Source organism: Acinetobacter sp. (genome assembly GCF_049284435.1).
GTDB lineage: Bacteria > Pseudomonadota > Gammaproteobacteria > Pseudomonadales > Moraxellaceae > Acinetobacter.
Genome location: NZ_JBAPXX010000161.1, coordinates 1 through 19652 on the forward strand (window position 1 = coordinate 1; position 19652 = coordinate 19652).

Below are 19652 nucleotides of genomic sequence, written 5' to 3' on the forward strand. Positions count from 1 at the left end.
TGAAAAACTTGGACGTCCTTGTAAAAGGTCCTGGTCCTGGTCGTGAATCTGCGGTTCGTGCTTTAGGTGCAGTGGGTTATAAAATTAACAGCATTACCGATGTGACGCCAATCCCGCACAACGGTTGCCGTCCACCTAAAAAACGTCGCGTGTAAGGAGAAACATTCATGGCTCGTTATATTGGTCCAAAATGCAAACTCTCTCGTCGCGAAGGGACAGACCTGCAACTTAAATCAGGCGTTAAACCGTTTGATGTTAAGACAAAAAAACATGCGAAAGTTCCTGGCCAACACGGCGGGGCTCGTGGTGGTAAACAATCTGAGTACTCACTACAATTACGTGAAAAACAAAAAGTACGTCGCATGTACGGTGTTTTAGAGCGTCAATTTAGTAACTACTATAAAGAAGCTGCTCGTGTTAAAGGCGCAACTGGTGAAAACCTGTTGAAGCTACTTGAAAGCCGTCTTGATAACGTTGTTTATCGTATGGGTTTCGGTTCTACTCGTGCAGAAGCTCGTCAGTTAGTATCTCACCGTAGCATCACTTTGAATGGCCGTCGTGTTAACATTGCGTCTATCCAAGTTAAAGCGGGTGATGTGATCGCAGTTCACGAAGGCGCTAAGCAACAATTACGTATCAAAAACGCAATTGAATTAGCTACTCAACGTGGCATGCCTTCTTGGATGGAAATTGACCATTCTAAATTAGAAGGTACGTTCAAAGCTGCACCGGATCGTTCTGATTTACCTGCTGAAATCAACGAAAGCTTGATTGTAGAATTGTATTCTAAATAATCCTTGAGGAAGCAATATGACGCGTACTGCAAATGAGTTTCTAACTCCGCAAGCGATCAAGGTCGAAGCGGCAAGCGGGACCTCGGCAAAAGTTATTCTAGAACCATTAGAGCGTGGCTTTGGTCATACTCTTGGTAATGCTTTACGTCGCATCCTTCTTTCTTCTCTACCTGGCGCAGCTGTGGTAGAAGTTGAGATTGAAGGGGTCGAGCACGAGTACAGTACTTTGGAAGGCTTGCAGCAGGACATCGTCGAGCTCTTGCTGAACCTAAAAGGATTGTCGATTAAGCTGTTCGATCAAAATGAAGCTTATTTAACATTAGAGAAACAAGGTGCAGGCGACGTAACTGCGGCTGACCTTCGTTTACCTCATAATGTTGAAGTGGTTAACCCTGAACATTTGATCGGTACTTTAAGTGCCTCAGGCTCATTGAAAATGCGTCTGAAAGTGGCTCAAGGTCGTGGCTACGAGACTTCTGACTCACGCTTCCCAGAAGGCGAAACTCGCCCAGTGGGCCGCTTGCAGTTAGATGCATCTTACAGCCCAATCAAACGTGTTTCATACACCGTGGAAAACGCGCGTGTAGAACAACGTACTGACCTTGATAAACTGATCATTGATCTTGAAACTAACGGTACTGTAGATCCTGAAGAAGCGATCCGCAAAGCTGCAACTATTTTGCAGCAACAAATTGCGATCTTCGTTGACCTTCAGAAAGATCAAGCACCTGTTGCTCAAGAGCCTCGTGAAGAAGTTGACCCAATCTTGCTTCGCCCAGTAGATGATCTAGAGCTAACTGTTCGTTCTGCTAACTGTTTGAAAGCAGAAAACATTTACTACATTGGTGATCTTGTACAGCGTACCGAAGTTGAGTTGCTTAAAACTCCTAACTTGGGTAAAAAATCGCTTACTGAGATCAAAGATGTTCTGGCTTCTAAAGGCTTACAACTCGGCATGCGTTTAGAGAACTGGCCACCGGCTAGTCTCCGTATGGACGATCGTTTCGCCTATCGTAGCCGTTAATTAAGTAGGACTATCACCATGCGTCATCGTAATAGTGGTGTGAAATTAGGCCGTACAAGCAGTCATCGTAAAGCGATGTTCCAAAACATGGCTAACTCTTTGTTCGAGCACGAGTTGATCAAAACAACTGTGCCTAAAGCAAAAGAGTTACGTCGTGTAGCTGAGCCTTTAATCACTTTAGCTAAAAACGATACAGTAGCAAACCGTCGTTTGGCGTTTGCTCGTACTCGTTCAGCAGCAACTGTTGGTAAATTATTTACCGTTCTTGGCCCTCGTTACAAAGAGCGTAACGGCGGTTATCTACGTGTTCTTAAAGCGGGCTTCCGTGCAGGTGATGCTGCACCGATGGCTTACGTTGAGCTAGTAGATCGCGAAGTTAACTAATTTCGTGAAGAATAACGCAAGTTGTTCGAAAAGGTCGGTTGAATAAACCGGCCTTTTTTAATGCCTGTATATTTTAATTTAGAGTGATTGAGTTCCACATAACTGATCTGGCCTCAAAAGATAAAAAAATAACGCCTTTTTAATGAACTTGACATTGTGTATTGTCAGTTTTGTGATTTAATAAAAACCGATAGCAACGCTTAGGTAAAAAAACAAGATGGAAAAGCAGGTAGATATTTTAATTGTGGGTGCGGGGATCTCGGGGATTGGTCTGGCAGCGCATCTTTCTAAACATTGTCCACAACGCTCTTTTGAGATTATTGAACGCCGCGAAAGTATTGGCGGAACCTGGGATCTGTTTAAATATCCGGGCATCCGTTCTGATTCGGATATGTCGACTTTTGGCTTTAATTTCAAACCCTGGAAGAAAGAAAGCGTGCTTGCTGATGGCGCATCTATCAAAAATTATCTGACTGAAGTGGTAGAGGAGTTCAGGCTTCAGCCGAAAATCCATTTTCAGCATCGGGTCTTAAGTGCCAATTATGATTCTACAACCTGCAAATGGTCAGTAGAGATCGAGGATGCACTCGGCAAGAAGCAGATCTGGATTGCCAACTTTGTACTGGGTTGTACCGGTTATTATAATTATGATCAGGGTTTTCAGCCGGAGTTTCCAAATCAAACTGCATTCAATGGTGAGTTTATTCATCCGCAACATTGGCCGGAAAATTTAAATTATATAGGCAAAAAAGTGGTGATTATTGGTAGTGGTGCCACTGCGATTACCTTGGTTCCTGCGATGGTTAAAGGCGGAGCAGGACATGTGACCATGTTGCAACGTTCCCCAACTTATATTGCCTCTGTACCCTCGGTCGATTTTATTTATTCAAAAATGCGTAAATATCTGCCTGAGGAGGTCGCCTATAAACTGACACGTGCGCGTAATATCGGCATGCAGCGCGGGATTTATGCTTTAGCACAGAAACAGCCAAAATTATTAAAATCGCTTTTGCTTAAATCGGTGCAACTTCAGCTGAAAGGTAAAGTGGACATGAAGCACTTTACCCCGAATTATGAACCTTGGGATCAACGTCTCTGTGTGGTGCCGGATGGGGATCTGTTTAGAATTTTACGTGAAGGGCAGGCATCGGTTGCAACGGATCAGATAGAAACCTTTACCGAAACGGGAATTCAGCTAAAATCAGGTCAACATCTGGATGCTGATATTATTGTCTCTGCCACTGGCCTGAATATTCAAATCCTCGGCGGGATTCAGGCGACGATGGATGGTCAGCCTATCGATACCTCACAGCATATGCTGTACAGAGGCATCATGGTCAGTGATATACCGAATATGGCGCTGATTATTGGCTATATCAATGCCTCCTGGACACTTAAAGTCGACATTGCAGCAGAATATATTTGCCGTCTGTTGAATTATATGGATCAGCAAGGTTATGCGCAGGTGATTGCTCAGGGAGATCAGAGTGAATTGCTTCAGGATACCGTCATGGGCAGTCTCAGTTCGGGTTATATTGCCCGTGCTGCAGACGTGATGCCAAAGCAGGGTAAACATGCTCCGTGGAAAGTCAGCAATAATTATCTGGCAGATCGGAAAGAACTCAAACAGGCTTCGTTTGAAGATGGGGTGCTGAAATTTAGAAAAAACAGCAATACTTTAAAGCATAAACCGCGTCTTGTTTCTTAAAGTTATATTTTTGCATACAGAAAAAGGAGTCCTGAGAGACTCCTTTTTTATGCATTCAATTACAGCGAACGTGCAATCAGTTCTTTCATGATTTCGTTGGTACCTGCATAAATCCGGTTGGCACGGTTGTCGATATAGGCACGGGCAATCGGATATTCCAGCATGTAACCATAACCACCATGCAGTTGCAGACATTCATCTACGACTTTGCTGTACATTTCTGAAATCTTGTATTTGGCCGCAGCAGCGGCATCTACGCCTAGTTCGTGCTTCAGTTGCAGCTCCATACAACGATCCAGATAAGTGCGACACACATCGATTTCGGTGCGTAGTTCTGCCAGTTTAAAACGGGTATTTTGAAAATGGCTGATGCTCTTGCCAAATGCCTGCCGTTCCTTGGTATATTTCACTGTATGTGCGAAAGCGGCTTCAGCGCCTGCCTGACAGATAATCGCCACAATCAGGCGTTCCCAAGCCAGTTCTTTCATCAGCATCATAAAGCCCATGCCTTCCAGACCAAGCAAGTTTTCTTTCGGAACCCGAACATTGTCAAAGAACAGTTCGCAAGTATCTTGGCCTTTCATGCCAATTTTATTCAGCGGCTTGCCTTTACTAAATCCAGCTCGATCGGCTTCGACCATAATCAATGACAGATTGGCTGAACCTTTATCATTATTGCCGGTTTTACAAACCACGATGGTCATATCACAGAGATAGCCATTGGTAATAAATATCTTGGAACCATTAATCACATAGTCATCGCCATCCAGTACCGCAGAGGTACGGACTGCTTGCAGGTCAGAGCCAGTTCCCGGTTCGGTCATGGCGATCGCGGTGACGACTTCTCCAGACGCCATTTTGGGTAGCCATTGCTGTTTTTGAGCTTTATTGCCAAAATTCAGCAGATAATTGGCAACAATATCCGAATGCAATGAAAACCCGGTCGCTGAATCTCCGGCATAGGCCTGTTCCTCAATCAAAATCATGCTATACAGCCGGTCTACACTAGAGCCGCCATATTCTTCAGGCATGGTAGCGCAGAGCAATCCAAGCTCACCGGCTTTATTCCACAGCTCTCGATCTACATGCTGCTGGCTTTCATAACGTTCGGTATGTGGAATAACTTCTTTCTCATAAAATTTACGTACCGTCTCGCGAAAAGCATCATGTTCGGTAGTAAAGAGTTGGCGCGGCAGCATTGGAGAAAGTGGGCGAATGGCTGCAGATTGCATTTTGTTATTCCTTATTTTGATCTGTTTGGTTTAACTTAGGCCATGCCAAGATCAGCAGCAATGAGCGGAATGTTCAAATGACTTAAATCTGCTGATGCTTTTGGTCATTTCTATGAAATCCCTCGAAATTCAGTTGACGCTTCAGGTAAACTATTCGGGTTTATAACGAATTGGGGAAATTCGATGACTGATGACATTAGCTTGGAAGAGCGCAAAGTGATTTACCGTGCGCGTCGTGGTTTAAAAGAACTGGATGTCTATTTTGATCCCTACGTCAAAAATTACTACCTGAATGCCGAACCTTTTGAAAAGCAGATGTTTGCAGAGCTGGTTGAGCAGGAAGACCCGGATTTACTGGACTGGTTTATGGAAGTGTCTGAACCACCACGTCCTGAATTGAAAGATTTTATCAAGAAGCTTAAATTTTACGTTCATGGATAATCGTTGCTTCAAGCTGAAACGCAGTCTGTGTGCATTGGCGTTTCAGCTTTTTATTTTTGCACTGCTGATGTATCTATTGTATCAGTTATTACCGATTGCACTTTGGGCAGTGTGTGCTGCCATAGGCTTGGTGATTTATCAGCTATTTTACCGCAAGACACCACAGATTGAGCAGTTTGAATATCTGGATGGACGTGAATGGTCATTGACCGCCAAAGCACGACCGACCCGTCGGGTATGTATTAGTCACGTGATTGATCATCAGGCGTATATTGTGGTGTATTTTCAGCATGCCAAGGCGCGACCTTTACTAATCTGGTGTGATCAATTGCCACTCAAACAATGGAAATCCTTAAAATTATTGACTAAATTAATTTAGTTGTAAGACAAACACATTTTAATTATTTAATCAAAATGCTCATAAAACAAATATTTAGATCAACTTCCTATTTTTATTTTCAGAAAAAAACTAAGTTTAATCGATGACTTAGAGAGATTGTCTGATAATTTATCCCCGGTGTTTTATTTTTAGCCTGTACATTTAACTCACCAACAGCAACTACGGGAGACCTTAATGGAATTTCCAGTGTGGATGTTTCTGATCGTAGCGATTGTTTTGGCTCTGGTGATCGGACGACTCGGGACGGTGCTGAAGGATAAATTTTCATCTTAATCAAGCAGGGTTTTATCATTTTTCTGCTTGTACAGTTAATAAGTAGCATGTGCTGAACCGTCGCAATGCTACTTTTTTTTGCCCAAAATTTGGGATTCTCCTAAATACAGTTAATTGCAGCGCGGCCATTTAATGGCAAAGTGTCTTGTCTAAATTAGAGTAAATACTCTTTTATTCACAAAATGCTTCTGATATCTTTAGCAGAAAGATGGACATAATCACAATTATAGAGGACAGGAAAATGTCAGGCGTCCGTAAAATATGCCAAGGTATGGCGACCATTGCAATAACAACAACAGTTTTGACGGGGTGTTCTCAGGTCATTAAAACCGGTGCGAATGTTGCACTGGGTTTCACCGAAAACCATATTGTACCGCCGATTTTAGCGATGGATGATGCTGAAATGGTATGTAATTCAGGGAATTCTTTAACGCCGGCTATTATGGCGACCAAAGAAATGGGGGCGGATCCGACCCGGGTGGCCGTGTTGATGTATTCGGCTGCCGGTATTTGTGCCGAGCAAAAAGCGCTGGAAGCCGAGTTACGCTATTTACGTGCTTCAAAAACCAATCAGGTGGCAGAAGCCCAAGATGCCCGAATCGAGCAGAAGCGCTGGGCAGCACTGGCGGCACAGCGTCAATATACCGGTTATCAACTGTTCCAGAGCCGTTATGAAAAGAAATACCAAAAAGCCTTGGGTGAAGAATGCCCGCGCATGAATAGTGATATCGAGCAAACGGTTTATCTGCTGGGTATGCTCAGTGGCTTGCAAGCCATGACCAATGATATTAACTCGGGTGGTGCAGTGCATGTACCGAAAGATATTGCTGCCGTGGTTGAACGCGGCATGGTGTGTCTGGATAACGCGAAATTCTGGGGTGCTCCGAATGCCACCCGTGCGGTGATCTGGACCTTATTGCCAGGCGCAAGGGAAGGCAAGCCTGACCCTTACCAAACATTAAAACAATCTACACAAATTGGCGAGCAAAAAGGTGTACGTTTATCTCATGCCTTGTATGCAGTAGCGGCTCAGGCCAGTGGTGATGATGCCAAAGTCCGGGATGCCTTGAAAACCTTTGCTCAGGCACGTACCGAGGAAAAACCAGTGAATCCGCAATTCAAGCTGATTGACAGTATGGCCGCGATTATGGTCAGTGGTATATCGGATCGTTACTGGACAGAAAATACCGGTATACGTAGTGGCGATGATGGCATGCAACGTTTCTGGGATGAATCCGACAGTTCTTCCGAACTTGATGATCTGTTCAGTGCGGATTTGTAATGCATATATTATGCATAAAGCTTCAGGGATGAAGTCAAACTAGATGGTCAAGGAGGACAACAGGCCGATGCTAGATCAACATTTTCGACGAAAAATTATTTTTCTAGCGGCTTTTGTCTCTCTCTCTGCATGTCTGCAAATTTTTCAGGATCATTTCATCTACTGGCAAGAAAGCCTGTTGGGTGAATTCTGGCGACTCTGGACAGCGCACTGGGTACATGTGGGCTGGATCCATTATTTTCTGAATATTCTCGCCTTTATCTGTTTACCTTTCATTTTTCCACGCGCCACCGTCTGGCATTTCTGTGCCATTTTGCTGATCTTGCCGCCGTTGATCAGTTTAAGCTTTTATTTTTTCTTACCCAATATTGAAGCCTATGCCGGCCTGTCGGGCGTGCTGCATGGTGCCTATGTAGCCGTAGCCTGTGTGCATTTGCTGTATAAGCGGGAACGCGGCTTTGCGGCGCTGGTGTTATTTCTGATTTTTGCCAAACTGGTCTGGGAAAACACCATTGGCAATGTCGGGACGGCGCAGCTGATCGGCAGTCCTGTTTTGGTTGAAGCACATTTACTTGGGGTGATTTGGGGCGTGATTCTGGCGCTGATCTATATTGTGAGCAATTATTTTCGGGACAATTAAAGTGCAGAGATAAATAAGTTACTTGGCAGAAAATACAAAAAGAAAATATAAATTGTCATTTTTATTGTGCCAATTTTCATGCACAGTCAAAACATAGAATAAAGATCCTGACCTTTGAAAAGGAATTTTCGGGGCAGAAGGGAAGATCGGCGTCCTAGACCAAGCATCAGGCCGCTAAAATAAAAATAGGAATACACATGCAAAATGATGATCAAAACAGATCAGGATTAGGTCTGTTGCGTTATATATGGACAGAGTGGATCTCGACCTTCGTCGTGCTGGTTTTACTTTTGCTCACTTTGATTATTGGCACCGGGGAAATGATTCACGGTCAGTTGCTGCGTATGGGCGAGCGTATTTACGGCGATCCGGCAACAGGAATGCAATATTCATTTTTAAGGGCTGAACCGACGCGTCCACAATGTGAACGCAATATCAATGTTGATCAGCGCGTTCAGCAGCAGATGAAAGCCGATGCAGCCGATGAATACGCCGATTTCTTCGGGGTGCGTTCGGAAACGGATGTCCGTGCTGCGGTGTTACAGGCACAGCAGGTCTGTGAAGAATCCTACCTGTTTTATGATAAAGCCATTCAGCATGTGCAAGCACATCCAAGTATTCGGGCTTATCGGACGTTTGAAACTTCTTTCTTTGGCATCTTTAAGTTTGGTACTGAAAACCGGGCTTTGCTTCTGGTCATCATGGTGGTCTTTGCTGCGACCAGTGCCACCCTAAAAACCCATCATATTGGCTTACGTAGCCCGAGCACGCGTATCGACTTTAAAGTCTATTCGGTCGCCATGCTGGTCGGTAATGCTTTCCTGGCATTTTCATCCTATAGCCAATATCAGTCCGTATTGAACTCGGGCGTGCCGATGGGGGAGATGAAGTACATCTACTGGTTGTGGATGATTCTGTTCAGCACACTCACCTTGATCAGCCTGTATCAGGTGATCAAACAACCAAAACCAACGCGTGAGGGCGGCAGTTTTGGTCTGGCCTTTCTGAGTGTGCCGTTGTATGCCTATATGGCCATTACTACCGGGATAAACTTCACTTTCTTTATGGACTATCCAATGGGACAGGGGATTTACCTCGGTCAATTGGTGGAGTTTTCTAGTATCTTTCTGAATCTGGCCTTATTTATCTGGGCCGGTATGTTGCTGAAACAGACCCGTGTCGTGGACATGTTCCTGAATATTCTGCGTCCTTGGAATCTAGCACCTGAAACCCTGACTTGGCTAATCTTGCTGGCAGCTGCATTACCGACTGCTTATACTGGAGCATCAGGGATTTTCGTAATTGCCGCAGGTGCGATTATTTATAAGGAAGTCTGGAATGCGGGTGGACGCCGTCAGTTTGCACTAGCAGCCACCGCAATGTCCGGCTCAATGGGCGTAGTCTTACGTCCTTGCTTGCTGATTGTTGTTGTGGCATCACTCAATAAAGAAGTGACCACCGACTTACTGTATCACTACGGGATTTATGTCTTCCTGCTCAGTTCGACTTTATTCCTGGTAATTTCCCTGTTCTTTGCAGAAAACAAATTCCGGATTGCTGCACCTAGCGTAGCAGCTCCTCAATCGGGTCGTGCCTTCATTGCGATTATTCCATATATCGTGATTTTCATTCTGATCTGGTTATTCTATAAATATGCTTTGTCGACTGATCTAAATGAATTTACCGCACCGGTGATGATGCCGGTCATTCTGCTGATGATTGTCCTGTTCGATAAGTTACGTCATGAACCTGCGCCGTTGCCGGCAGTGGGACATTGGGATGAAACCTTGACCGCAACTTTAAACTCAAGATCGACTCCTGAACTGGCGACAGCCGGTGCCGCGGCCAATGCAGAATATCGTGAAGCTGAACATAGCGAACAACCAGGCAAAGAGCTGGCTGTTGATCATACTGTGCAGCGTTCAAAAGCGACTGAAATTTTACGTAAGGTCGGTTTCTGGAAGTCCATGCATATTTCGACCAGTGAGACCGTGGGACATATTGGTGCTCTGGTCATCCTGATGGCACTATCGGTGAGTGTGGGTGGCTTGCTGGAACGTATTGAAATTATGGAAGCCTTCCCGACCGATATCAGCAGTACCATTCTGGTGATTTCACTGATTGTCGGCTTGATGATTTTTGTCGGGATGATCATGGATCCATTTGGCGCGGTGATTCTGATCTCGGCGACCGTTGCTCCAGTGGCCTATCAATATGGCATTCATCCGGTACATTTCTGGATGATTACCCTGATTGGTTTTGAGCTGGGCTATGTGACGCCACCGGTTGCGCTGAATCATCTGCTGGCCAGACAGTCGATTGGTGATGCCGAAGTGGCCGAAGCGGATGCAGAAGTACGACACCTGTCTTTCTACTACCGTTATGAACGCTGGATTTTGCCGGTGATAGTATTGCTGCCTGCGATGCTGATCATTGCCTATGTGCCTTATATCTTTAAGCTGTTCGGCTGGTATTAATAAGAGAAAAGTAATAAAAAAGCACCTACGGGTGCTTTTTTAATGTATCTAATTTGAACTCTTTGATCAGATATTAGATGAATTCAGGCGCTTTTGCAGTATCGGGCTACACAGTAGAATTGCACAGAAAATCAGCCCCAGCCCAATCAGGCTATAAAGGTCTGGAACTTCCTGCCAGAACAGAAATCCCCACATACCAGCAAAGAAAATTGCCACATAGTTGACCGGTCCAATCTGTCCTGCCGGAGCCAGCTTGTAGGCATTTGACATAAAGAGTTGGCTGAAATTGGCCAGGATACCGGCAGTAATCAGATAGCTGAGTTCTGTCAGGGTATAAGGTCGCCATAGCCAGAACATCGGAATCACTGAAATCAGGGTGCCAATAAAGCAGAAATAAAACACGATTTTTTCCGGAGACTCGGTTTTAGTCAGTGCTCGAACCGTGACAAAGGCCATCGCCGCCAGAAAACTCGCACTCAAACCAATGACCGACATTAGATTGAATAAACCCGAATCCGGTTTGGCAACACAGAGTACCCGACGAAACCAATCAGAGCCACGACTAACATGCTTGCTGTTATTTTTTCCTTGAGAAATAGCCAAGCAATCAGCGGAATAAAAATTGGGGAAGAGTAGGTGAAAACCATGGCATTAGAGAGTTTTAAATGGGCAATGGCATAGAAAAAGCCGTACATGGCAGTCAGGCCGACTACTGCGCGCCAGGTGTGCATCCACAGTTTTTCAGTCTTGAAAAAACCAATTCCCTTGTTAAAAATGAAGGGCAGAAAAATAAACAGCCCGACAAAATTGCGAAAGAAGACCACGGTGGCGTTATCAACCGTTGCTGAGGCATAACGGATACACACGCCCATGACTGAAAAGAGAAAAGCAGAGCAGGTCAGTAACAGAATGGCTTTAAGCAGATGCGGAGCGGCTGGGGCAGACATGGAAACAACTGAGCTAGAAGATCTGACGATATTCTAGCTGAAATGCTGTCGAGATTTACTGGCTTTGAGCAAGTTGTGCTTCAAGTAACTTGATCTGTTCCTCTTTCAGTTGGATCAACTGGTCGGCATCGCTATGCTGCGCATCCAGTGTGGCCTTTTGTTCATTGAGCTGAACTTGGATGTCATCTAATTTAGCCACTTCTTCTTTGGCCAAACTGGCATTCTCCGGCACCGGTGCATCTAACAGCTGATCTGATACCAGTGCTTTAGCTTCGATGGCCTCAGCTGCTTTGGCTGCCGCCGTATCTTCTTCAGTTTTCGCCGCAGGTTTTGCTGCCGAAACAGCTGCGATATCTTCCTGATGCATGCGTTCCGCTTCACCGGAAGAGGCATTCAACCACTGATATAGTAATACCAATGCAACGACAGTAACTAAAGCCCCCATAATCCCCATTAAAAGTTTGGGGTTATTTCTTTGTTCTACTGACATAGCTTGAACCTTGATTTTTATTTTACTGAACGAGGTTTAAACTGAATCACGCCAACTTCATCTGGAACAGCTGGTGTTTCTGGTTGATCAACATGTGTGGGACGATTTTCTTCATAACCACATTCAATACATTCGATCCATTCATCTTCACCAGAGGTCAGCATGACGACGCGATCTAATGCCTGACATTTTGGACATTTTGCGCCTGCAATGAAACGACGTTTAATGGTCATCATACTCACCTTGTGATCAACGTAAAAAGCTAGTTTAAGCGTTTTTAGAGCTGTTCGTCCAACCTTGATGACGCAGCAATGCATCTATTTTTGGCTCGCGTCCGCGGAAATTGATAAATGCGTCAAGTGCTGTGTCTTTTCCGCCAACTGCGAGGATATTTTCCCGAAACTGCTTTCCGGTAGTGGTATTGAAAATACCTTCATCTTCGAAGCGGTCGAAAGCATCACTGGCCAAAACTTCGGCCCATTTATAGGAATAATATCCCGCTGCATAACCACCGGCAAAAATATGACTAAAGCTGTGCTGGAAACGGTTATAGTCAGTCGTCGGTAGAACCGCATATTTTTCACGGATCTCATTCAGAGTAGCCTGAACCTGTGTTGCATTTAAAGCCGGATTAGCACGGTGAATACTCAAGTCAAACAGGGCAAATTCAAGCTGACGCAGGGTTTGCATGCCAGACTGGAAGAAACGTGCATCGAGCAAGGCCTTGAGCAGTTCAGCTGGTAGGGATTCTTGGGTTTCGATGTGTTCACTGAGCAGATCGAGACTTTCCTGATCCCAAGCCCAGAATTCCATAAACTGGCTTGGCAGCTCGACCGCATCCCACGCCACGCCATGGGTACCTGCTACCGCAATATTGTCCACTTCTGTCAGCATATGATGCAGGCCATGGCCGAATTCATGGAACAGGGTAATCACTTCATCATGGGTCAGGAGTGCAGGGTGATTGCCGACAGGTGGGGTAAAGTTACCGACCATATAGCAAATCGGTTTTTGCAGGCCATCACTGGTCTGCATACGGGAACGGAAACCACTCATCCATGCACCGCCGCGTTTGCCCTGGCGTGCATACAGGTCAAAATAGAAACCGCCAATCACCTGACCCTGATCTTCCAGTTCAAAATAACGTGCATCCGGATGCCATACAGGAGCTTCACGTTCAATGACCTGAATGCCATACAGACGATTAACAATACTGAACAGGCCTTGCAGGATTTTCGGTGCAGGGAAGTAAGGTTTAAGCGCTTCCTGTGATAAATTAAATTGCTGCATTTTTAGCTTTTCAGAATAATAGCCGCTGTCCCAAGGTTGCAGATCACGGATGCCATCTTCAGCAGCAATCGCTTTCAGTTCAGCAATTTCTTTCTCTGCTGGCGCGCGAGCATGCTCTGCCAGATCACGCAGGAATTCGTCTACTGCCTCTACACTTGGTGCCATTTTGCTGGCTAAGGATAATTCCGCATAATTATTAAAGCCAAGCAGTTTTGCCATTTCCAGACGCAGGCTGAGAATTTCTTCAATCAACGCGGTATTGTCAAACTCGCTCTGTTCAGCCTGATCTGACGCGCGAGTGGTATAGGCCTTATATAATTCTTCACGCAGAGGACGATTTTCTGAATGGGTCATGATCGCCAGATAAGACGGAAAATCCAGCGTAGCCACCGGTTGATCCAGCTCGCGTTGCTGACCATATTGTTTTAACAGCTCAATATTATTTGAAGATAGACCGGCTAACTCATCTTCACTCAGCGGTCTGAAATAGGCTTGAGTCGCATCCAGCACATGGTTGGAGAAGTCGGAAGATAATTGGGACAGACGCGCAGAAATTTCTGCATAACGTTTTTTCGCTTCACCCTCTAATGCCACCCCAGACAGTTTGAAATCACGTAAGGCCAGTTTAATGGCGCTTCGCTGCGCTGCCGGCAGTTCATTATAAATAGACGCATCATAAATATGCTGATAGGTCTGATACAGCGCCGTATGTTGGCCCAGTTGCGTATAGTATTCGCTAAGACCCGGTAAGAGTGCTTGATAGACATCACGGGTTTCGGCATTGCTCATGACTGCATTTAAATGCGACAGGATGCCCCAAGACTCGCTCATATTATTTTCGAGTGTGTCGACATGTTCCAGTGTAGTCAGCTGCTCCTGTACTGAAGTAGGTGTTTCGGTGAGGTCATTCAGGAATTTTTGTCCCTCAGCAATACAGCTTTCAATTTTTTGTTTTAGCTCAGCCAGCGTAATCTGATCAAATTGTGGAACAGGCAAATTTGCCTTTTCTAAAGTCATGTCGGTCTGCCAAATAAATTTTCAGTGTTAGTTCTAGAAGTAAGGCTTCTTGATCGAGAAATCAAGCTTGACCGGTGATTTATTCTGAAGCAGGAAGTATAGAGATCTATTCAATCTCATTCACAATGACGCCCAAGGCACTTGTGCGAATCTTAAGTTGCAGTTCAACCGATTGATGTTGCTCGCTGAAATTCCGAAGCTGATAGTTCAAGAATAGGCAAAATTCCATAGTCTGTTTCAAAGGAATAGGAAATATGTCTTTGCAGATCTTTGAATTTCACTGCTTGAGTGTGGATCAAAATAGGATGCGGTTTTCCTGTCAGTTTTGTTTAGAAATAGGGCGGGTACGTGATCAGAATGATCCAAGATGATAATTCGATGCGGTGAACATTTTTATTCCAATCATATTTATTCTGGATAAGGTATAAAAGAAAAAAGAGCGCCGTAGCGCTCTTTTTAAACCGTCAAAAATTATTCAGTCTTGGCTTTTGCATTCGACTTTTTCTTTTTGACCTTGGCCTTTTTCTTTACTTTATCTTTAACCTTTGCTTCAGGCTTTCCTGTAGATGGTTTAGCAGACTTTTTACTGTAAGAGCTGGGTTTTCCTTTTCCTTTTTTGCGTCGTATGGGCTGTTCTCCATCGGCGCTCAAGTTGGATTTAGATTCACGTTCATTGTTGCCGAACACTTCTTCTGTCGCTGCTGGACGTGATACTGGTTTTTTCTCGCTCACGCGCGGTGCACGGGCACGAACTGCACGGCCAGCATGGCTAAGCTGTTGCACCAGTTCAAAGTCGATCTTGCGTTCTTCCAGATTGACGCCGGCAACCTTGATTTTGACTTCATCGCCCAGACCAAAGACCTGACCACGGTTTTGGCCGATCAGATTCTGGCTGCTTTGATCAAAGACAAAGAAGTCATCGCCTAGCTGGCTGACATGCACCATTCCATCGACATAGAGATCTTTTAGCGTTACAAACAGGCCGAATTCTGCCGTCGCACTGATGATGCCGACAAATTCTTCGCCCAGATGCTGCTGCATATAATGACATTTCAACCAGGTCGTCACCGAGCGCGATGCTTCATCTGCACGACGTTCTGTCGCTGAGAAATGTTCACCGGCATCATCTAAAGCACCACCTGAAAGCGGAGATGGCTTGTTATTTAAATGTGCTTTGATTGCACGATGCAATAACAAATCCGGATAACGACGAATTGGTGAAGTGAAATGTGTATAGGCTTCATACGCCAGACCATAATGGCCTGCATTACTCGCACCATAATAAGCCTGCATCATGGAGCGTAATAACACCGCATGAATACTTGGTGCATCAATCCGGTCTTTGGTCGCTTCAATCACCGCCTGATAATCTTTCTGAGTCGGCTGTTCCGGGAAATTCAAACCCAGCAGCTTGACGAAGTCACGGACTTTCTGGATACGCGAGAACTCAGGTGGTTCATGCACGCGGTACAACATCGGCATTTCATTTTTCAATGCATATTCTGCAGCTGCCACGTTAGCCAGCAACATACATTCTTCAATCAGCTTATGCGCATCATTACGGGTGCGTGGAAGAATTTCTTTAATTCCGCCCAGTTCGTCGAAGGTCATGTAAGTTTCAACGGTTTCAAATTCCATGGCATGGCGTTCAGCACGTAAACTTTTAAGAATTTGATAAAGCTGGAACAGGGTGTTGATCGACTTGCGAACTTCACGGTCTGCGGTAATCGCCTGGCTGTCGCCTTCCAGATACTGTGCGACCTGATCATAGGTCAAACGTGCCTTGGAATGCATGACAGACGGATAGAACTCAAAACTAGTGACACGGCCAGCACGTGACAGTTTTAAATCACAGACCATACATAGGCGGTCAACGTTCGGATTTAACGAACACAGGCCATTCGACAATGCTTCAGGCAGCATCGGTAAAACAAAGTGCGGGAAGTAGACTGACGTCCCGCGTTCCTGCGCTTCATCGTCCAATAGTTTGCCTGGACGTACATAATGGCTGACATCGGCAATGGCCACGACCACGCGATAACCACCGCCGGGACGTTTTTCGGCATAAACCGCATCATCAAAGTCACGTGCATCTTCACCATCAATAGTAACTAAAGCTAAATCACGCAGATCCACACGACCTTCACGGTCTTTGGTCGTTGGTTCTTTAAAGCTCTCGGCTTCTTTAACAACTTCTTCCGGAAATTCATACGGCAAACCATATTCTAAAATGGTTTGTGGAATGATGATTTCAGTATCGGCCTTATCCGCCATGGACTGCACAATATGTCCGGTCGCGAATTCTTCACGGGTCGGATAGGTATCAATCGCCACACGAATCGAATCACCTAGATTGACTTGGGCATGTTCAATCAGTTCTTTTTCAAGAGTGATTGGCTGATGCGCATTCGGGTTGGCTGGCTGGATAAAGTATTCACCATCATACTCTGACACTTTACCAATGATCTGTTTGACACGATGCTGCACAACTTCAGTAATATAGCCCCAGGCCTTACCTTTACGGTCTACCGAAGTCTGACGCACTTTAACGCGGTCACCATTAAAGACTAGGCGCAGTTCACGCTCAGCCAATAATAGGTCGTCCTGGCCGGAAATGTTGGCAGTTCCCATCCCTCGGGAATTGATATAAACCGTCGCTTCGGATTCAGGTTGCTCGACGGCAATCTGAAACTTGTAGCCATCTTTCATCAGTTGCCCGTCACGCACCATCGCAATTAAACGATGGCTCAGGGCATCAATACTTTTTTGATCTGCAATTTCAAAATGTTCGACCAGGTCTGCATGGGACTGGGCATTGTTCTTTTCGATGGTTTCTAAAATGAGCGTGCGGCTAGGGATAGGGTTGTCATAACGTTCGGCTTCAGCTTTTGCTTCAGGATCGACCCAGTTTTTCATCATGTCTTTAAATTTATCTTAGGAGATAGGTTTAGCATAAAACATGTATGCGCAGACTGCACGTAAATGATTGCAATAATCCATTTAAGTTTTCAATTTTCTGTTAATTTTCGATAACTGGAAATTTATGCAGTTTTTTTGCCATCAAAATGCACGAAAAATCGCGGAATTGCTTAAAAAGTATTTAAACGAGCAAAAATATGCACTTTTTTTTGATGCTGTGCTTGCAGTGCCATGCCGAAATTTGTATTATGGCCGCACGTTACGGTGAGATGGGTGAGTGGCTGAAACCACGTCCCTGCTAAGGACGCATACGGGTAACTGTATCGAGGGTTCGAATCCCTCTCTCACCGCCACGCTTACTTACGTCGCGCGCTCATAGCTCAGCTGGATAGAGCACTTGGCTACGAACTAAGGGGTCGGGAGTTCGAATCTCTCTGAGCGCACCAAGTAAGTTAAGCAGAAAAAAACGTATTGCCAACCGAGGTACACAAGTTACGCGCTCATAGCTCAGCTGGATAGAGCACTTGGCTACGAACTAAGGGGTCGGGAGTTCGAATCTCTCTGAGCGCACCAACTTGAACAATCAACCGCACATGTTGCGGTTTTTTTGTGCCTAAAATTTACAGAAACACTAGGCATCACGTGCTAAAAATAAGTCTCAGGCTAGTTAATAAAAATAAAGGCAGTCGTGATGAGAAAAATCATTGTCCAGGAATTTTTGACCCTCGATGGTGTAATGCAGGCGCCCGGCGGCCCGAAAGAAGATATATCTGGTGGTTTTCAATATGGTGGCTGGGTGGCACCGTATTTTAAGGCGGAACCTGATCCGACATTTGATGTCATTATGCAAAAATGGATGCAGCCCTCCGATATTCTTTTGGGGAAAAATACTTTTCAGATTTTTGAATCTTACTGGCCCACACATACTGAAGACTGGCCGGGAATTAATGATGTCAATAAATATGTTCTTTCTACCAGTCTGGAGCATTCCGACTGGCAAAATACCCTTTTTCTGAAAAGCATTGATGAGATAATCAAGCTTAAAGCATCAGGAGAGGGGGATATTCGCGTGTATGGCAGTGCTGCAGTGGTACAGGCGCTTTTCAAATATGAGCTTATGGATGCTTCGTCTGCTGACTTTTCCAATTATACTGGGTGTTGGCAAACGCCTGTTTAGCAATGAATCAATACCAGCTGCTTTTCAGTTGATAGATCACTTGGCTAGCTCAAATGGTATTGTGTTTACGCATTATCAAAGGACAGGAGAAGTAAAGACTGGAACAATAGGCGAGTGATAAAGAGTAAAAGGGTGATAGCCGTTTTGTATTTGAATTCTATTCTGGCTGGATATCTGGTTGAGAATACTTAAGGCTGACGCCATTGCGTGGTGCAGGATTTTTTTGGAAAATACAGCTTCTTAGTTGAATTAATTAAGTGCTTTTAGCTCTAAATCCGCAGAAGTTTTCAGCAGAAAACTATAAATTTTGATACATCGTTTAATTACTGTACATTCAGTTATAATTTTATTAAAAAACACTTAACAAGACTGAAAAAGCTCGTATAATGCACCCCATCAAGACGTCGCGCTCATAGCTCAGCTGGATAGAGCACTTGGCTACGAACTAAGGGGTCGGGAGTTCGAATCTCTCTGAGCGCACCAACTTGATCACATCGACAGATGTAAAACTGGAAGAAACCACTTTTTTTAAAGTGGTTTTTTTGTGCCTAGAATAAATTAAATGTGTTAAAAAATTATTTCATCTTCTGTTTAATCTTTAAAGCCAACACGGTATTGCCACCAATCGCGGGTAACATGTCGTGATAAGGCATACTTCGCATCGCTCTGAGTAGAAATGGGGCTTGGTCATGAATTTTCATGGCACTGGTGATATTTAATAATGTCCCGTTGCCTTGCGGAATCAGATGCATTCCACCTCTGACAAACTGCAAATCTCCACCGACAGCATCAAACTGATTTTCTAAACTGTTGGGATAATCAAAACGCAGCTTAAAATCGAAGGGAATATTGATCACGCCTAAGCCGACTGAAATTTTATAGTCTGCATCAAAGCTATTGGGATCAATTTTTTTGATGTCGATGTCTGTAATCTGGCGCGGAAAAAGTTCCTGATAAGCAGGAGCACTGAGCCAGCGTTGCATGTGTTGTGGGTTTTTGGCGAAATATTGATAACTGCTACTAAAACGCAAGCTTTCTAATCCATGCTGATAGGGCACTTTATTTGATGGCAAGATGAAAGAAACCGGTTCCTGGGAGAGCTGACTCAGTGTGGCAATTTTTTGAACCTGGCTCGAATTTAACGGGGTTTCAGGGAG

The 19652-nt window shown here is 44.8% G+C and carries 15 protein-coding genes, 4 tRNA genes and 3 pseudogenes; 15 read left to right on the forward strand and 7 right to left on the reverse strand.

Translation table 11 applies throughout. The annotated features are described in order from the left end of the window. The 5 genes from rpsK to WAK81_RS13630 form a co-directional block, all read left to right on the forward strand. The coding region (gene rpsK, locus WAK81_RS13610; RefSeq protein ID WP_144576969.1) for a 30S ribosomal protein S11 at positions 1-155 on the forward strand (155 nt) is incomplete at its 5' end. Between the two features lie 12 nt (positions 156-167). Next, entirely contained in the window at positions 168-794 is a 627-nt protein-coding gene (gene rpsD, locus WAK81_RS13615; RefSeq protein ID WP_004281490.1) for a 30S ribosomal protein S4, read from the forward strand. 16 nt (positions 795-810) lie between these two features. Continuing rightward, entirely contained in the window at positions 811-1818 is a 1008-nt protein-coding gene (locus WAK81_RS13620; protein WP_004281489.1) for a DNA-directed RNA polymerase subunit alpha, read from the forward strand. An 18-nt stretch (positions 1819-1836) separates the two neighbouring features. Further along, entirely contained in the window at positions 1837-2202 is a 366-nt protein-coding gene (gene rplQ / locus WAK81_RS13625) for a 50S ribosomal protein L17 (RefSeq protein WP_004281488.1), read from the forward strand. A 217-nt stretch (positions 2203-2419) separates the two neighbouring features. Continuing rightward, on the forward strand, positions 2420-3910 hold the full coding sequence (locus WAK81_RS13630) for a flavin-containing monooxygenase (protein WP_422197577.1): 1491 nt from the start codon (positions 2420-2422) through the stop codon (positions 3908-3910). Between the two features lie 59 nt (positions 3911-3969). Here WAK81_RS13630 and WAK81_RS13635 read toward each other — a convergent pair whose 3' ends face one another. Beyond that, a complete protein-coding gene (locus tag WAK81_RS13635; RefSeq protein ID WP_422197579.1) occupies positions 3970-5142 on the reverse strand; it encodes an acyl-CoA dehydrogenase family protein in 1173 nt (390 codons plus the stop codon). A 183-nt stretch (positions 5143-5325) separates the two neighbouring features. Between WAK81_RS13635 and WAK81_RS13640 the strand changes: the two genes are divergently transcribed. From WAK81_RS13640 to WAK81_RS13660, 5 genes are all read left to right on the forward strand, one after another. Then, on the forward strand, positions 5326-5583 hold the full coding sequence (locus WAK81_RS13640) for a succinate dehydrogenase assembly factor 2 (RefSeq protein WP_004645065.1): 258 nt from the start codon (positions 5326-5328) through the stop codon (positions 5581-5583). Next, on the forward strand, positions 5576-5962 hold the full coding sequence (locus WAK81_RS13645; protein WP_422197581.1) for a hypothetical protein: 387 nt from the start codon (positions 5576-5578) through the stop codon (positions 5960-5962). Before WAK81_RS13640 ends, WAK81_RS13645 begins: the two co-directional genes overlap by 8 nt. Positions 5963-6497: 535 nt before the next feature. Next, positions 6498-7538 carry a hypothetical protein gene (locus WAK81_RS13650; protein ID WP_422197583.1) on the forward strand — a complete coding sequence of 347 codons (1041 nt, stop codon included), beginning with the start codon at positions 6498-6500 and terminating at the stop codon, positions 7536-7538. Between the two features lie 67 nt (positions 7539-7605). Continuing rightward, entirely contained in the window at positions 7606-8178 is a 573-nt protein-coding gene (gene rrtA / locus WAK81_RS13655) for a rhombosortase (RefSeq protein ID WP_005101179.1), read from the forward strand. A 197-nt stretch (positions 8179-8375) separates the two neighbouring features. Next, a complete protein-coding gene (locus WAK81_RS13660) occupies positions 8376-10655 on the forward strand; it encodes a TRAP transporter large permease subunit (RefSeq protein ID WP_422197585.1) in 2280 nt (759 codons plus the stop codon). Between the two features lie 66 nt (positions 10656-10721). Here the strand turns inward: WAK81_RS13660 and WAK81_RS13665 are convergent. From WAK81_RS13665 to rnr, 5 genes and pseudogenes are all read right to left on the reverse strand, one after another. Next, positions 10722-11602: pseudogene (locus WAK81_RS13665) on the reverse strand (DMT family transporter). A 55-nt stretch (positions 11603-11657) separates the two neighbouring features. Further along, positions 11658-12092, reverse strand: coding sequence for a hypothetical protein (locus WAK81_RS13670; RefSeq protein ID WP_422197587.1), 435 nt, complete (start codon positions 12090-12092; stop codon positions 11658-11660). Positions 12093-12109: 17 nt separating this feature from the next. Further along, a complete protein-coding gene (locus tag WAK81_RS13675) occupies positions 12110-12319 on the reverse strand; it encodes a YheV family putative zinc ribbon protein (protein WP_171054337.1) in 210 nt (69 codons plus the stop codon). A gap of 40 nt (positions 12320-12359) precedes the next feature. Continuing rightward, complete coding sequence (locus WAK81_RS13680) at positions 12360-14414, reverse strand: M3 family metallopeptidase (RefSeq protein WP_422197592.1); 2055 nt, start codon at positions 14412-14414, stop codon at positions 12360-12362. A 456-nt stretch (positions 14415-14870) separates the two neighbouring features. Then, complete coding sequence (gene rnr / locus WAK81_RS13685) at positions 14871-17318, reverse strand: ribonuclease R (protein WP_422197589.1); 2448 nt, start codon at positions 17316-17318, stop codon at positions 14871-14873. 263 nt (positions 17319-17581) lie between these two features. Here rnr and WAK81_RS13690 point away from each other — a divergent pair. From WAK81_RS13690 to WAK81_RS13710, 5 genes and pseudogenes are all read left to right on the forward strand, one after another. Further along, a tRNA-Ser gene (locus WAK81_RS13690) sits at positions 17582-17671 on the forward strand. Between the two features lie 16 nt (positions 17672-17687). After that, positions 17688-17764, forward strand: a tRNA-Arg gene (locus WAK81_RS13695). Positions 17765-17814: 50 nt separating this feature from the next. Next, positions 17815-17891, forward strand: a tRNA-Arg gene (locus WAK81_RS13700). Between the two features lie 118 nt (positions 17892-18009). Further along, a pseudogene (locus WAK81_RS13705) lies at positions 18010-18613 on the forward strand (dihydrofolate reductase family protein). Positions 18614-18901: 288 nt separating this feature from the next. Then, positions 18902-18978: transfer RNA gene (locus WAK81_RS13710), tRNA-Arg, on the forward strand. A gap of 92 nt (positions 18979-19070) precedes the next feature. Here the strand turns inward: WAK81_RS13710 and WAK81_RS13715 are convergent. After that, a pseudogene (locus tag WAK81_RS13715) lies at positions 19071-19652 on the reverse strand (SRPBCC family protein); the annotation flags it as partial.